Raw genomic sequence first — 15,937 nt, forward strand, 5'->3', positions numbered from 1 at the left:
GGCGCTTGCGGCGGGGGCGACGCGGGGCGAGGCGCCTGCGGGGCCTGCCCGCCGGGCTGAGGAAGCGAACCACCAAGCCATGTATCCTCTCGCCCGCGCGTGGGCGGCGCGCCGGGGGTCAAGCCCGCCCCCGGTCCCGGACCGGGCTGCCCCGGCAAGGCGCCACCGATCACGGTCCGGTCCCCGGCGCCTTGCTGGGGTTTCCGGCCGAACGGGTCGCTCCGTTCAGGGGAACGGCCGCCGGGTGCGGCACCAAGGGGGCCGCCGATCACCGTGCGGTCGTCGTCCCGCCCCATCTCAGAGCGACTCCGGAATCGCCCAGAGCTCCAGCTTGAGCTCCGGCCAGTCGCCGGCGAAATGCATTCCGATCGCGGGCGCCGTCGAGAACTCGGTCCAGAGCGGTGTCTTCTTGTCGAGCAGGAAGTACACGTTCGACGGCACGACCCGGATGTGGCGCGGCGGGTTGGGCAGATGCACGAGACCGACGCCCGGAAGGTTGTTGCGCACGATCTCGGACATGCGCGTGTTCGGGCCGACCTTGCAGAGCTGCGGGAACTGGCCCTGCACCTGGGTCATGGGCTTGGCGCTCTCGACCTCGACGATGAAGCTCGCTTCGCGGAACAGGTTCCGATCCTGCACCTCGGCGATATAGCTGTTCTGCCGGACCTGGCGCAGGTTCAGGCGGATCGCCCGGCCGACGTCGCGGGACAGCAGCCGCTGGATGTCCTGGACGACCGGCTTGAAGGCGTTCGACGGCTCGGCGTGGTCGTAGGCCGCGTATTCGGGGGCAAGCCGACTGGAATTGTCGAACGTCGCAAGCTCTCCGGCCAGCCCGACGAGGCGCCGATACAGCTCTTCGGGATGGACCACATGCAATCCCGCCATGTGGCGGAGGACGCCCACTTCCCGGTTGAGCGTCATCAGCATCAGGTAGTCCGCCGCCTGCATTCCCCCGCCCGCCGACGGGTCGGAGGCGTAGCGCGACAGGGTCTCCAGCTTGGCCTCGATCCAGCCGACCACGCGGCTGAGATAGCCCTGAAGGACGGGATGCGCCGCCAGCACCATCGCCGGGGGCGGCAGCATGTCGTCGAAGCTGACCACGCCATCGCGGATCTCGGTCACACGGGCGAGTCGAAGGCACTGGTAGCCGGGCTTGGGCGTCTTGCGCACGACCAGCTCCAGACGCGGCACCGCGATTTCCAGCGTCTGTTCGGACCGGGCGCCGGAGGCATCGTCCGCCACCGTCTCGAGGTCGAGGCGGTAGCGCGTCGTCACCTCGTCTTCCGGCCCCACGTCGCGGCCGTTCGGCGACCGTTCGGGCAAGGTGAGCCACACGAATTGCCCGGCCGCATCTTCGGGACAGGGGATCGCGACGGGAAGGGCGCCGGTATGCGGTGCGTCGAACGGGGTCCCGTCCGGCATCACGCCGACGATACGGCGCAGGCCGACCTTACCCTGCTGCGCCTGGTCGCGGTCCATCGCCATCTCGACCACGCCCCAGGGATAGGGCGCGACGGTCCGCAGGCGCGCGTCCAGCAGGTGCTGAACGTGGCGGTCGGCCTGTTGCAGGTGATGAGGCTGCAGAAACAGCCCCTCCCGCCAGGCGACCTTGCTGAAAAGCGACATTCGTCGAACCCCTGTCCGCGCCCCTCCCGATGCACGGGGAAGCGGCATGAATACCCCTCGGGCCCATGATGGGCGGTGGGCGCGCGGGGATCAACCCGCGCGCATCGTCGCGTCAGAACTGCCAGCGCGCCTGCGCCGTCAGGCCGACACTGCTCAGATTGCCGCTCTTGCGGGCGTCGAGCCGGGCCGAGGCGTTGAACTGCTTGCCACGGGTCCCGTCGAGGATGCGGACATAGTTCAGGCCGACGCTCAGTTCGCCGTAGGATCCCAGCGGATCGGACGACAGCTCTTCCACGAACGGATCGCCATTCTGATCGACCGACTCGAAGGTCGAGGTCAGCGATCCGGAGAAGTCGTTGTAGTAGGTCCCGGTGGCGAAGTAGTTCGCCAGCCACTTGCCGGATTCCGCCACCTGCGTCCTAGAAAGCGTCGTTCCCACGAAGCCGAGCTTCAACGTCTGGTCATCCAGTTCGAGGGTCGTGTTCTCGTCCGAGAATTGCAGCGTCTCGCCCCCCGTCTTGGTGATCGAGAAGCCGCCGGTCGGGACGACCGTCCAACCGCTCTCGCCGAGCGAGAAGGCCCTGCTGACCGAGCCGCTGATCGTCGTCGACGACGTCTCGAGTTCGGCGTCGTCCAGCGAAAGCAGCGAGCCTTCGGCGGCATTGTTGTTGAAGACGAAGTCCGTCTTTTCCTGGCGGATCTGCAGATCGGCGAACAGAGGTCCGCGCGCCGCCGAGACGTAGAGGCCGAGATAGGCCTGATCGAAGTCGCTCTCTGTCACCGTCCGCAGTGCCGGAGCGCCGTCGCTCGTGGTTCCCGAAAGCTGCAGCACCGGCTGGGACGTCGTCCCCGAGTTCAGGCCGCCGATGCCGCCGAAGGCCAGATCCCATCCGCCGAAATACCCCTGGAAACAGGCGAAGTCGCCGCCCAGCTGGATACCGGCATAATCGACGTCGATTTCCGCACTCAGCCGGTTGACCGAGTCAGACGTGTCGCCGGACACATCCGCGGCACCCGCCGTCGCCCGGCTCCAGAGACCCGTGCCGCAGGGATCCTCCTGCTCCAGCGCGTAGCCGACCACATAAGGCGATGTCGGCCGGTTCACGAGGCTGCCGATCAGCGACTGGGTCAGAGCGACGTTGCTGGCGACCGCGGCGATCAGGGGGCTGATCTGGTCGACAAGCAACAGGCTGCCATCCGACGCCTGGTTCAGGGTGTAGATGATCCGCCCGTCATCCAGAACCGGCCCGTCGGAGTCGAGCGTGAAGCTGTAATTCGTCGGGCCGCTGCCATTGGCTTCGATCAGGACGACATCCTCGGCCAGATCGCCGAGATTGAGGTCTCCGACCGGATTCAGGGACACGATGAACGATCCGGTGATCCCGCCGGTCGCGACCTGGATCCTGTCCGCCGCATCCGCCGGAGAGGCCGCGTCGCCGGAAAGGTCGATGTCGAAGGACAGCCGCGTGTCGTCGCCTGCAAGGGCTCCGACGGTCAACACATCGCCCACGGCTCCGTCCACCAGATCCACCGTCCCGTCACCGCCCAGCGTACCGGTCACGATGCCGCCATTCGTCGCGTCCAGCGTGCCGCGATTGGTCAGGCTACCCTGCACGCGGCTGCTCGCGGACGCGAAGCTCAAAGCGCCGGTCGTGGTGAAATCGCCCTCCAGGCGCCCGGCGAGATCGACTTGACCGCTGAGGAGCGCGCTGCCTGCGCGGATGACCTCTCCGGTTCCGATGTCGAGGTCGGTCGACGTCTCCAACCGTCCACCGACGGTGAGGTCCCCGTCGAAGTCGAGCGTCCCGGCCTGATCGATGAGGTCCCCGCCCACGGTCGATGCCGCGAACCGCGACCCGGTGTTCAGGACGTCACCCCGAACCTCGTCGAACTCGGCCACGCCCGCATTGGTCACGCTTCCAAGCAGCGTGTCCGCTGTCAGCATTCCGTTCGCGCCGACGCTGACGCCGTTGGTCACGGCGAGCACGGATCCGGTCGTCATCCCGTTATCCACGCCGAGTGATCCGTCCACCGTCGCGGGGCCGGTGAACGTCGTCGTTCCCGTGCTCGTGACGTTTCCGGTGACGTCCCCGTCGAGGACCGCCGTGCCGGTATTGAGCAGGTTGCCCGTCAGGTCCCCCGCCACGGTCAGGTCACCCGACGCGGCAACCGCGACCACGGACCCGACCGAAAGGTCGCCAGATGCCACCGCGGTGCCACCTTGCACGTTGACCGAGCCACTCACCGAAGAGCCGGCCCCGAAGGTCAGGGTGCCGTCGCTTTCCACATCTCCGTCGAGGGCCGCGTTAACAGCGAGCGTTCCGCTGTTCGTCACACCGTTCTCAACGGACGTGGCCGCCGCGATGGTCGTGGTTCCACCGGTATTCAGAACGCCGCCGATCGAAGTCGCGCCTCCGAAAGTGAGATCCGCGCCCGTCGCGACGGTAGCATTGCCGCCGATGCTGCCGGACAACGCCCCCGTGCCGCCAACGACCAGGTTGCCCGTCACCGTTCCATCATTGATCGTCAACCCGGAGCCCGCTTCCCCGGTGACCGATCCCGCGACCGTGCCATCCAGGTTCAGGGCACCGCCGGACCGCATCGTGACCGAAGGCGTCGTCAGCGTCTGGCCGCTTGCCACCGTCAGATCGCCGGCGGTCGCCACGCCGCCCGCGACGGTCAGGTTGCCCGAGAGTTCCGTTTCCCCTGCCCCGGTGAGCTGCCCGCCGATCGTTCCGCCGGCCGTCAACGTCCCTTCATTGGCGACATCGCCGGTGATGATCCCGGTCGAGACGGCAGTGGCGCCGGCTTCGTTGGACAGATCCGCGTCGATCGTTCCGGCGTTCGAAAGCCCGGGGATCGGGCCGCTCCCGGCGGATTGGTTGACGACCTCGCCGCCCTCGATGACCCCGCCTGCAGCGATGGTCGTGACCCCGCTTCCGGCGGTGGTGAAGGTTTCGACCCCGACCACGCTTCCGGTCCCGGTCACGTCGAACGTGCCTTCGTTCGAAATGAACCGCCCGGTCGCATCAAGCTCGGCGGACACGTCGATATCGCCGCCAGGCGCGTTTTCGAGATTGCCGAACAGTTCGGTATCCTCGTTGTAGACGATCGTCCCCTCGTTCCGGATTGCGCCCCGCAATTCCACGTTGCCGCTCACGACGGACGTGTCGCTCAACACGAAGGTTCCCGCGTCGACGACGAAGGTCTCGCTGCCGCCGTCGTTGCGGACGGTCCCCTCATTCGTGAAGGTGTCGCGGACATTCAGATTGAGCACGCTTCCGGACGTGGTCCCGTCGATCGTGCCGCGGTTGGTCAGCGACCCCGCCACGCTGGTGTCGCCGTCGATATTGACCAGCGCGCCCGCATCGACCGTCGTGCCGCCCTGCAACGCCGCGCCGGCAACGTCCAGACGCGCGCCGTTGCGCACCGTTGTCTGCCCGTCGACCGTTCCGGTCACATTCGCCACGCCGCCATTCAGTGTCAGGGCGCCGACGGTGCCGGCGACGGTGAGGTTCGAGGTGTTGGTCACCGCACCGTCGAGGGTGGCCCCGTCCGAGATCGTCAAGGCGTTGTTGTTGATCACGCCGCTACCCGCTTCGAGGGTGCCCCCGGTCACGTTCAGCGTGCCGGCATTCGTGACCGGTCCGGTGATCGCAGAGGCGCCGCTGCTGGTCAGGGTCGCCCCGGCCTGGTTCGTCACCCGGCCTTCGACGTCTCCACCCGCAAGCGTCGTCCGGCTCGCGTTCGTCAGGTCGCCGTCCAGCGTCCCGTCGATCGTCAGCTGGTTGGCATTGTCCAACCCGGCCTGCGCCTCCAACGTCGCGCCGTCGTCGATCGTGATCCGACCCGAGGCGCCGTTTGAAAGTGCGCCCACCACTGTCGAATCTCCGGTAACCGAGATCGTGCCGCTGTTGCCCAGCGTGCCTCCGACCCGGCCCGAAAGGGTCAGGCCGTTCCGGTTGTCCAGCGCCCCGGTCAGCACCCCGTCGACGGTCGCCGTTCCTGTATTGACGAATGCGCCGGCCGAATTCGTCACGGTGTCGCCGCCCGAGATCACGAACCCGCCGGAATTCTGGGCCGTGCCGCCCAGCGTCAGGTTTCCGACCGTTTCCGCGGTGCCGGTGTTTGAGAAGGCTCCATTCACCCGCCCTGCCAGATCGGCATTGCCACTGGTCAAGAGATCGCCGGCTACGACCCCGGTCGTCGTGGCGTTCAACGTCCCCCGGTTTAGCAACTGGGTCGTGTTGACCGTCCCGGACAGATTGAGCGTGCCGTCATTCGTTATCGACCCGACCGGCCGGGTCAGCGCGGCTCCGTCGGATACGGTGATCGTTCCGGTGTTGGTGATCGTGGTCGCGGTCGTGGTGCCGTTGCCCACTGTGAATTCGGCGCCCGTCTCGTTTGTCAGGGTCGTGACCGTGAGGGTGCCGGTCGTCTCTGCCGATCCGCCATTCCTGTTCGTGAAGGTGCCGAGCGTCCCCGCCAGATCCGCGTCACCCGCATTGACCAGCGTATCGGTCGATCCGGTCGCCTCCTGAATGAAGTCCCCGCCGGCGCGGTTCTCCACCCGGCTGACGCTCAGTGTTCCCGCGTTCCGAACTTCGCCCGCATTGTCCAGAACGGCCGTTCCGGCCGCGACGGACAGCTCCGCCCCGTTCTCGACCGAAAGGCTGCCCGTGGCGTTCTGGGTCACGCTCGTGACGCTGGTCGTTCCTGTCTGAACGGTGAAGGACCCGTCGTTCTGGAGCCCGCCATTCAAGGCAAGGGGACCGGTCGCGCTGGCCACGCCGTCTTCCTCGTTGGTTACCAGACCGGAGATGATGCCTTGCGCCTCCAGTTCTCCGTCGTTCCGAACCTGTCCGGACACCGTTCCGTCGACATCCAGCAGGCCCTCATTCGCCGTTCGCACATCGGAGGTCAGCGTCGTTCCGCCACCGACGGTCAGAGAGGATCCGCTCTGCCGAACGCGCGTATCTCCGTCGACCTGGAGGTTTCCGCTGAGGACGGCGTCCCCGCCGGCACGAATATCGAGCTCTCCGGTAATCAGACCGGTCGCGGTCAGATCGCCCTCCATCACGACGTCGCCCGTCACGGTTCCGTTGATGACCGTTTCAGAGGTCGCACGGCCGACCAGACGGCCGACAAGCTGGTTCAGGACCCGCGTGATCGCCTGATTCTCGGTTTCGAGCGTTGTCGTCGTCAGCACGTCGCCCGCGCCGATCTCGAAGGTCGATCCGCTTCCGGCATTGGTGACGCCGCTCACGACGTTCAGCGGGCCGTCCACCGTGACGTCCGCGCCCGCCTCGTTCCGGAGGCTGCCGCCGACCCGGTTGCCGAGATTGGCCTGCCCGCCATTCGTGTTCGTCACGTTCCCGCGCAGATCACCGTCCGAGTCGAACGTGCCTTCGTTGCGCGTCGCCCCCGTCACGATCCCGGTTCCGACGACGTTGGTCTGCCCGCCGGGAGAGGTATCCAGATCGCCGGACAGCGTGCCGGCGATCGTCGAGATGGCACTCCCGCTCGTGTCGAGGTCGCCCGTCAGCGTCACCCCGGAAGAGATATCCACGGTCGATCCCGCACCCTGGTTGACGGTCCGCGTCACGTTGCTGTTCGCCGTGACGTCGACGTCGCCGGCGTTGCGGTTGGTCAACGTTCCGTCGATCCGGCCGCCGTCAAGCGTGAACGCGGATTCGTTCACGACGTCGCCGTCGATGCGGCCGTCCAGGTCCAGCGTGGCACTGTCGAGATTGCGCACCTCGCCCGCCGTCAGGGTCTGGCCCGATTGCACCGCCAGCGTCGTGCCCAGGCCGGTATTCGTCACGGTGCCGGTTCCGTTCACGGTCGAGGATCCGACCACCGTCGCGGTGCCGCCGTTCCGGTTGGTCAGGGTGCCCGTGATCGTCGCGCCATCGAGATTGTACGCGGCGGCGTCGTTGGTGACCGCTCCGGTCACCCCGCCGCGCTGCGTGGTTTGGCCGGCGGCCTCGTTGCTGACATCGCCGGTCAGCGTGACACCATTGTTGATGGTCAGCGATGATCCGGTGCCCGTGTTACGGGCGACCCCCGTGACCTGGAGGTTGTCGTCGATCGTCGCCTGTCCGCCGGCCTCGTTGCGAACATCGCCAATCGTGCCGCCGCCTGCCGTGAGGATCGAGCCGGCGCCATTATTCGTGACCTGACCCGTGACGATGCCATCGATATCCGCGCTGCCAACCAAGCGATTGGTGACCGTCCCGTCGAGCCGACCGAGCACCTCCACCGCGGAGGACGACTCGTTGACGATATCCGCCGCAAGGTCCGCGCCGCTTGCGATGTTCACCGTGGAGTCCGCACCGCCGCTTACTATGCCACCCGTGACGGCCCCGTTCGAAAAGGCCGAGACCTGCCCGCCGTTCTGGTTGATCACGTTGCCCGTGATCGTTGCGCCCGGCGCGCTTCCGATGGCCACGCTTGCGTTGTCGTTGGTGACCGTTGTCGCTGCACCGCCCGTCCCCTGAACGGTCCCGTTGACGTCCAGCGATGCGCCGGCCTCGTTCAGGATCCCGGATCCAGCGGTCAACGTCCGGTCACGGTCAACCAAAATTTCAGAGGCGGTGCCTCCGCCATTCGCGCCGGTATTCGTCACGAGTCCCGTCACTTCGGTCGCCTCGACCACGGTGACCTGTCCGCCATTCCTGTTCGTGAGGGTTCCGGTCAGCGTCGCCCCCGCGCCGGACCCGATCTCCATCGTCGCGTCGTCGTTCGTGACCGAGGTATCCGCGCCGCCGCTGCCCTGAACAGTCCCGTCGAGATCGAGGAAGCCACCGGCCTCGTTCAGGATACCGCCGCCCGCCGTGAGGGTCTCGCCCTCGTCCACTGCGAATTCCGAGGCCGTCCCGCCGGCATTCTCGCCGGTATTCGTGATGGCCCCCGAAACCTCGGCGGTCCCGAGAACCTGCACCCGCCCGCCGTTCTGGTTCGTCAACGTCCCGGTGATCGTCGCGCCGGCGCCCGAGCCGAACTCGGTCAGGGCGTCGTCGTTGGTGACCGACGTATCCGCACCGCCGGTTCCCTGGATCGTCCCGTCGATATCGAGGGTTGCGCCATCCTCGTTCAGGACCCCGGACGGAGCCGTCAGCGTCTGGCCCTCGGCGATCGTCAGGTCGGATGCAGTCCCGCCCCCAGAGCCGGTATTGGTCACGAGGTCCGTCACCGTCAGCGCGTCATCGACGGTCGCCTGCCCGCCGCTCTGGTTGCGTAGGGCGCCGGTGATCGTGCCGCCGCCGGCGCGCAGAACCGCGTCCTCGTTCTGGACCGTCGTGGCGGTCACATCCCCGTCAATGTCGAGAACGGCATCCGCGCGGTTCGTGAATTCCCCTCCCACCGTCAGCGACGCGCCGCTGTCGATCGTCATCAGCGACCCGGTATCCGTGTTCCGCATGTCGTCGGTCACGACCGTCGTTCCGTCGACCGTGAGTTCGCCGCCCCCGCTGTTTTGCAGGTCCCGCGAGTCAGAGACCGTTCCGATGGTCGCCGCGCCGATCGTCATCGTCCCGCCCGCATTCACGACCGCTTCGGAGACCGTCGCCGTTCCACCGCCGCCCTGGATATCGGCCTGTCCCCCCGACTCCACCCGGATCGCACCCGTGACGGCACCGCTGGACTCGAGCCTGCCGCCAGTCACCGTGATGTCGCCGGTGACCTGACCGCGATTGTCCAGTTCTCCTCCGGTGACGGAGATATCGGACGCAAGCGTTCCGGTCCCGCCGACAATCACCGTTCCGGAATCGCCGCCGCTCTCTTCGACGACGAAATCGTCGGTGCTGTTGTCGTCATCCGTGACATTGAGGGTGCCGTTGATCGTCAGCGTCGACCCGCGAACGGTGACGGTCCGGTTGTCCACCGTCTGTCCGCTTCGCAGAACCGGCGCGTCCCGGCCCGAATTGATTGGACGGATCAGGACATCGTCACCGGACGCGCCGCCCTGATCCGGGAACCCGGAGCTCTCGGTCCAGTTTCCGGACTCACCAGTATAGTCGGAATTCGTGTTGCCGGTCCATCTGAAGTCGTCGGCAAGGACGGGCGACGTCACGAGCAGAGCGGCAAGCGCGGTCGCTCCCAGCAGGGAAGAACGGGTCGCGAAGTCGGATCGGATCTGGAACGGCATGAGGCTCACGCGGCATGAATGGGCGTGGCCAGTTGTTTACCGTTTCCGAACGGGGGCAAGGCGATTCGCTCACCTCGCGTTAGTCTGTCTCACGTGGGCCACAAATAATCGGGGATTGTTCCCGTTTCGGCGATTGTGCGGTCCGCCACACCAATTCGGATCGGTCTTGGCCCCTCCTCTGGACCGCCGTAAGGTCTCTGCCCGGCATCACTTCCATGCTTGCGTCCGAAGCGCCGGTGACGTCGTCCGCATCCGCTCCAAAGGCTGAGCGAATGGCCGGAACACGGATCGAGCGCTTCGGCGTTCCTTTGCTCTTCCCTCCGTTTCCCTGTTCCGTCCATTACTGGGCACCGAAACGCTCTATTATTCAGGAGACGTCGTGACGCGCATCTTCCATTCCCGTTCCGACGACGCATCGCCGAATGCGGCAAGGTCCGCCCGTTCCCTGTCGGGACGAGGATAATGGCGAACTACGCGCACCCCCCCGGGGGTCTACCCGCCCAGACAGAGCTGATGACCGACCGCGCCGTCTTCACCGAGGCCTACGCGGTCATCCCCCATGGCACGATGCGCGACATCGTGACGAGCTTTCTGCCGGGTTGGGAGAAGACGCGGCTCTGGATCATCGCCCGGCCGCTTTCCGGCTTTGCCGAGACCTTCGCCCACTACGTGATGGAGGTGTCGCCCGGCGGCGGCACCGATGCGCCGGAACCGGACGCGGACGCGCAGGGCGTCCTGTTCGTGACCGGCGGCACGGGGACGTTGGTCGTGGATGACGACACCCACGACCTCGCGCCGGGAAGCTATGCCTATCTGCCGCCCGGATCGGCCTGGTCGCTTCGCGCGACCGGGACGCTGCGCTTCCACTGGATCCGCAAGCGATGGCAGCCGGCCGCCGGGCTTACCCCTCCGCCGTCCTTCGTCACATCGGACCACGACGTGGCGCCGACGCCGATGCCCGACACCGACGGCCGCTGGTCGACCACGCGCTTCGTCGCGCCGGACGACCTGCGCCACGACATGCACGTCAACATCGTGACCTTCGAGCCGGGCGGGTCGATCCCCTTCGCCGAAACGCACGTGATGGAGCACGGGCTCTACGTCCTCGAAGGCAAGGCCGTCTACCGCCTGAACCGCGACTGGGTCGAGGTCGAGGCGGGGGATTACATGTGGTTGCGGGCCTTCTGCCCTCAGGCCTGCGTCGCCGCGGGACCGGGACGCTTCCGGTACCTGCTCTACAAGGACGTCAACCGCCACGTCCCGCTTTCACCGCCGAGGTGAGGCGCGGGTGCGTGGCCTTCAAAACGCGATCTGCGTCTTGATGCCCGCCGCCCGATCTCCCGCCGCCGCGAAGGCGGCCGCCGCATCTGCCATCCCGTAGGTCGCCGTCACATAGGGCCTGACGTCGATCAGCCCCTTGCGCATCAAACTGACCCCGGTGGCGAATTCTTCGTGGAACCGGAAAGAGCCGCGCAAGGACAGTTCCTTCGCCGTCATCGCCTGAAGCGGGACATTCATGTCGCCGCCCAGCCCCAGCTGCACGACGACCCCGCGCGGGCGCATCGCCGGGATCGCGGCGCGCAGAGCGGGCTCCGCTCCGGAGCATTCGAAGAGAACGTCGAAACGCCCCTTTCCCCCCGCATAGGCGTCCAACCCTTCGGAAGCCCGAATCGCGACATCGGCCCCCGCCTCTCGCGCCATCCGCAATGGCAGATCCTCGAGGTCGGTCGCCACGATCAGGTCCGCCCCAGCCCGCCGCGCCGCGAGAATGGACAGGATGCCGATCGGCCCGCATCCGGTGACCAGCACCGCCCGCCCCAACATCTCGCCGGCCCGGCGCATGGCATGCAGACAGACGGCCAGAGGTTCGACCATGGCGGCCTCGGCGGCGGACAACCCGTCGGCCGGGACGCATTGCGTGGCATCGGCCACCAGCACCTCCCGGAAGGCGCCCTGTATGTGAGGAAACGGCATCGCGGATCCGTAGAAGCGCATGTTCTCGCAATGGTTCGGCGCCCCCTCCAGGCACCATGCGCAGCAACCGCAGGGACGCGACGGCGACACCGCTACGAGTTGCCCGACGCTCAGGCCCTCGACCCGTTCCCCCAGCGCCTCCACGTGCCCCGCCACCTCATGACCCAGGATCATCGGCTCACGCAGACGGACCGCGCCAAAGCCCCCGTGATTGAAGTAGTGCAGGTCCGATCCGCAGATCCCGCCGACCGCCATCCGCACGCGTACCTGACCCGGGCCGGGATCGCCGGCCGGCCGCTCTTCGAGCCGCAGGTCGCCGGGGGCATGAAGGACGAGCGCTTGGGGCATGGCGGGCCTCGGTTGCGGCGGCACGGAAAAGGTGTTTGCGTTAACAGACCACGCGGCCCGGTCCGCGCCAAGCTTGGAGTTGACGATGTCCCTGTCCCTGTTCGACCTGACCGGTCGCCGCGCGCTGATCACCGGGTCGGGCCAGGGGATCGGCTTCGCGCTCGCCCGAGGCATGGCGGCGGCCGGGGCCGAGATCGTCCTGAACGGGCGCGACGCCGCCAAGCTCGACGCCGCGGCCGAGACCCTGCGCGACGAAGGCGCCACCGTCCGGACCCTGCCGTTCGACGTCACCGATCACGACGCGGCGCGCTCCGCGGTGGACGGGCTGGAGGCCGAGGGCGTCGCGATCGACATTCTGGTCAACAATGCGGGGATGCAGCACCGCACGCCCCTCGAAGAGTTTCCAGCCGATGCGTTCGAACGGCTGCTTCAGACCAATATCGCCAGCGTGTTCCATGTCGGGCAGGCCGTCGCGCGCCACATGATCGGACGCGGACGTGGCAAGATCGTCAACATATGCTCGGTCCAGACGGCGCTGGCCCGGCCCGGCATCGCTCCCTACACGGCGACCAAGGGCGCGGTCGCGAACCTGACCAAGGGGATGGCGACGGATTGGGCCAGATACGGCCTGCAATGCAACGGGCTGGCGCCGGGCTATTTCGAGACGCCGCTGAACCAGGCGCTCGTGGACGATCCCGATTTCACCGACTGGCTGTCCAAGCGCACGCCGGCGGGCCGCTGGGGCAAGGTGGAGGAACTGGTCGGCGCCTGCATCTTCCTGTCGTCCGAGGCCTCGAGCTTCGTCAACGGAACGACGCTGTTCGTGGACGGCGGCATTACGGCCTCGCTGTGACGCGCCTCGTCGTCATGGGCGTGACCTCGACCGGCAAAAGCCTGACGGGGGCCAATCTGGCGCGCGCGCTGAACGTGCCCTTCATCGACGGGGACGACCTACATCCGCAGCGGAACGTGGACAAGATGGCCCGAGGAGAGCCCCTGGACGACACCGACCGCGCCCCCTGGCTGGCCCGGATCGGCGCGGTCCTGGCCGAGCGGCCCTGCGTCATCGCCTGCTCCGCCCTGAAACGGGCCTATCGCGACCGGCTCCGCGCGGATGCGCCGGACCTGGTCTTCGTCCATCTGCACGGCCCCCGCGAAGTCATCGCCGAACGGATGGCGCAGAGGGACGGGCATTTCATGCCGCTTTCCCTGCTCGACAGCCAACTGGCCACCTTGGAGATGCCCGGCCCCGACGAACGGGTGATCCCCGTCGACCTGACGCTCACCCCGCTCCAGATCGTCTCTCGCGTCACCGATGCACTGAAGGGCGAGGTCCGGCCCCCGGACGCCTAGTGCACCCGCGCGCTCGGCAGCGCATGGGTGGGAACCGGGGCCGCCAGCGTGCCGACGCTGGCCCGCAGGTCCGCGTGAAGGTCGGCCAGCAGGATCGCCTCGCGCGGCGCGTAGCCATCCACGGCAAGGTCGGCCAGTTCGGTCAGGCGGTCGTAGATCGTGTTCAGCACCGCTGCGACCCTCGGATCGCCCGGTGTCAGCGACAGCCAAGCCGCCCCGTCGAGCGCCGCGATCTCCTCGCGAAGATGGTCATGGGCGCGGGACAGCATCAGCGAGATCACCCCGAAATCCGACGCATGGACGGCGCAGTCGCGGTCGCGCACCAGCTGCCTGTCTCCGACGCTGAGCCTGTAGGGCTCGGCCACCGGGACCGGAACCGATCGGCGCTTGGGCCCGGTGATCGCCAGCGACACACCCACCGCCAGCACGCCCGCCGCGGCGACCAGTTGCGCCAGGGGCTCCGTCAGGCCCAGGGCCGGGCCGCCGGACAGGCCGAACCAGATCGCGCCCGCGATGGTCGGCAACGCGACCAGGGCGGGTGTCAGTTTTCTTGGGTCAACGCTTCCCCGGATGATCGTGGGGCCACTCGTTTCGTTCGTCACGCACACCTCCTCGCCCCGGGGAAGGGTTAACGAGGGACAAGGGCCTGCCGAAGCCGAAATGAGGGCGTTCAGGGGGCGGACCGTATCGCCCGCGCCAACCCCGCCGCACGCGCGACGGCATCTGTGTCCAGGCCGGTGCGGTAGCCCGCGGCCTCCAGATGTGCCAGCAGGGCTTCGGTGGCGACATTCCCGGCCGCACCGGGCGCATAGGGACACCCGCCCAGACCGCCCACCGCGGCGTCGAACACCCGCAGGCCGCGTGCGAGCGAGACATCCACGTTGGCCAAGGCCCGGCCGCCGGTATCGTGGAAATGACCCGCCAGCCGCCCGGCCGGGATCTCGTCCAGAACGGCGGCGAGCATCGCGTCCACCGCCTCCGGCGCGCCGCGCCCGATCGTGTCGCCGAGGCTGATCTCGTAGCAGCCCATATCCCGCAGGGCGGCCGCGACGCGGGCGGTATCGGCCGGATCGACGGCGCCGTCATAGGGGCATTCCACCACGCAGGAGACGTAGCCCCGCACCGGTACCCCGTCGGCCCGCGCCGCCTCCGCGACGGGGGCGAAGCGGGTGAGGCTTTCTTCGATCGTGGCGTTCAGGTTGGCCTTGGAGAAGCCCTCCGAGGCGGACGCGAAGATCGCGACCTCGTCCGCGCCCGCAGCACGCGCCGCCGCGTATCCCTTCATGTTCGGCGTCAGGGCGGCGTAGCGCACGCCCGGCGCGCGCCGGATGGCGGCGAAGACGTCGCCGGAATCCGCCATGCGCGGCACCCATCTGGGGCTGACGAAGCTGCCGACCTCGATGCGCCGGAACCCGCTGGCCGACAGCGCGTCGACCAACGCGACCTTCTCGTCCGTCGGCACGTCGCGCGCCTCGTTCTGCAGCCCGTCTCGGGGACCCACCTCGAAGATCTCGACCGCGTCGGACACCATTCACCGCTCCTCCGTGACCCGCGCCCGCGCGGCCCCGGCCGTCCGCATTGTCGCATTCGCGTCAGACATCCAGGATCTCGTAGAACTCCCGGTCGTAGAAATCCTGCTCGCCATCCTTCGCACGCGCCGCGACGAAGGCGGGCCGCGCCGCCAGACGGTCCCGGTAGGCGGCCAGCGCGGGGAACGGCGCCATCCGCACGTAGCGCGGCGCGGCCCACAGGTTGAAGCCCAGCATGACGTCCGCCGCCGAGAAATCCCCCAGCAGGTGGTCGCGCCACTCCAGCAACCGTTCCAGCGCCCCCAGCGTCGCCTTCAGCCGTGCCGTGGTGATCTTGAGCACGGGTATCGAGGGCCGCGCCGGGGGGCGCAGGAAGATATGCGACAGATTGAGGTTCTCGATCAGCGATGCCTGCGTCTCGGCGAAATGCAGGCATTGCAGGTAACGGCCCCGGTCCGGATGCCCGACCGGTCGGCCCAGCCCCGCCTCCGCCCGCGTCTCGGCGAGGTATTCGACGATGGCCCCGCTTTCGAACAGGGCCTGCCCGTCGATCTCCAGGGCGGGCACACGCCCCGCCGGGGTCAGCGCCAGCACCTCCGGCGCGCGAAGCGACCCGTCCCCGATCGCATAAGTCACGATCTCGGCCTCAAGCCCCAGCTCCTCCAGCATCCAGAGCACGCGGAAGGAGCGCGAGGCCGGAACGTGGTGCAGACGGATCAAGCCTCTTCCTCCAGCCGGATCAGCGCCGCCCCGGCCTCCACCTGACTGCCCGCCGCCGCCAGCACCTCGGCGACCGTGCCGTCCCGCGGCGCCCGCAATGCGTGCTCCATCTTCATCGCCTCGAGTACGGCCAGCCGGTCGCCGGCCGAAACCGCATCGCCTGCCGCGACCAGCACCTCCCGCACCAGACCGGGCATCGGCGCCTCGACGACGCCCGCCGCCGAGAAATCCCCCAGCC

The 15,937-nt window shown here is 68.0% G+C and carries 10 protein-coding genes; 3 read left to right on the forward strand and 7 right to left on the reverse strand.

Annotated elements, in window-relative coordinates; all coding sequences use genetic code 11:
• Nucleotides 1-297 precede the first annotated feature (297 nt).
• Both tssK and jaqu_RS15435 read right to left on the reverse strand, forming a co-directional pair.
• Complete coding sequence (gene tssK, locus jaqu_RS15430) at nt 298-1,626, reverse strand: type VI secretion system baseplate subunit TssK (RefSeq protein WP_043919901.1); 1,329 nt, start codon at nt 1,624-1,626, stop codon at nt 298-300.
• A 112-nt stretch (nt 1,627-1,738) separates the two neighbouring features.
• Nucleotides 1,739-9,784, reverse strand: a complete 8,046-nt coding sequence (locus jaqu_RS15435; RefSeq protein ID WP_161793882.1) for a hypothetical protein — start codon at nt 9,782-9,784, stop codon at nt 1,739-1,741.
• 453 nt (nt 9,785-10,237) lie between these two features.
• Between jaqu_RS15435 and jaqu_RS15440 the strand changes: the two genes are divergently transcribed.
• Complete coding sequence (locus tag jaqu_RS15440) at nt 10,238-11,056, forward strand: bifunctional allantoicase/(S)-ureidoglycine aminohydrolase (RefSeq protein ID WP_043919903.1); 819 nt, start codon at nt 10,238-10,240, stop codon at nt 11,054-11,056.
• An 18-nt stretch (nt 11,057-11,074) separates the two neighbouring features.
• On the opposite strand, the gene jaqu_RS15445 is transcribed toward jaqu_RS15440, so the two are convergent.
• Nucleotides 11,075-12,097, reverse strand: coding sequence for an L-idonate 5-dehydrogenase (locus jaqu_RS15445; protein WP_043919904.1), 1,023 nt, complete (start codon nt 12,095-12,097; stop codon nt 11,075-11,077).
• A gap of 85 nt (nt 12,098-12,182) precedes the next feature.
• Between jaqu_RS15445 and jaqu_RS15450 the strand changes: the two genes are divergently transcribed.
• Both jaqu_RS15450 and jaqu_RS15455 read left to right on the forward strand, forming a co-directional pair.
• Nucleotides 12,183-12,950, forward strand: coding sequence for an SDR family oxidoreductase (locus jaqu_RS15450; protein ID WP_043919907.1), 768 nt, complete (start codon nt 12,183-12,185; stop codon nt 12,948-12,950).
• Complete coding sequence (locus jaqu_RS15455; RefSeq protein WP_236687876.1) at nt 12,947-13,450, forward strand: gluconokinase; 504 nt, start codon at nt 12,947-12,949, stop codon at nt 13,448-13,450. The genes jaqu_RS15450 and jaqu_RS15455 overlap by 4 nt, the downstream gene beginning before the upstream one ends.
• Here jaqu_RS15455 and jaqu_RS15460 read toward each other — a convergent pair.
• The 4 genes from jaqu_RS15460 to jaqu_RS15475 all read right to left on the reverse strand — a co-directional run.
• Nucleotides 13,447-14,052: a hypothetical protein gene (locus jaqu_RS15460; RefSeq protein WP_043919905.1), complete on the reverse strand. Its 606-nt coding sequence runs from the start codon at nt 14,050-14,052 to the stop codon at nt 13,447-13,449. The two genes, jaqu_RS15455 and jaqu_RS15460, sit on opposite strands and share 4 nt — an antisense overlap.
• 68 nt (nt 14,053-14,120) lie before the next feature.
• Nucleotides 14,121-14,981, reverse strand: coding sequence for a hydroxymethylglutaryl-CoA lyase (locus jaqu_RS15465; protein ID WP_201774375.1), 861 nt, complete (start codon nt 14,979-14,981; stop codon nt 14,121-14,123).
• Between the two features lie 61 nt (nt 14,982-15,042).
• The gene (locus jaqu_RS15470) at nt 15,043-15,699 is read right to left on the reverse strand and encodes a glutathione S-transferase family protein (protein WP_052501008.1); all 657 of its coding nucleotides are present in this window, start codon (nt 15,697-15,699) and stop codon (nt 15,043-15,045) included.
• The coding region (locus tag jaqu_RS15475) for an acetyl-CoA carboxylase biotin carboxyl carrier protein subunit (RefSeq protein WP_043919906.1) at nt 15,696-15,937 on the reverse strand (242 nt) is incomplete at its 5' end. The genes jaqu_RS15475 and jaqu_RS15470, both read right to left, overlap by 4 nt.

The sequence above is a fragment of the Jannaschia aquimarina genome, from assembly GCF_000877395.1.
Taxonomy (GTDB): Bacteria; Pseudomonadota; Alphaproteobacteria; order Rhodobacterales; family Rhodobacteraceae; genus Jannaschia; species Jannaschia aquimarina.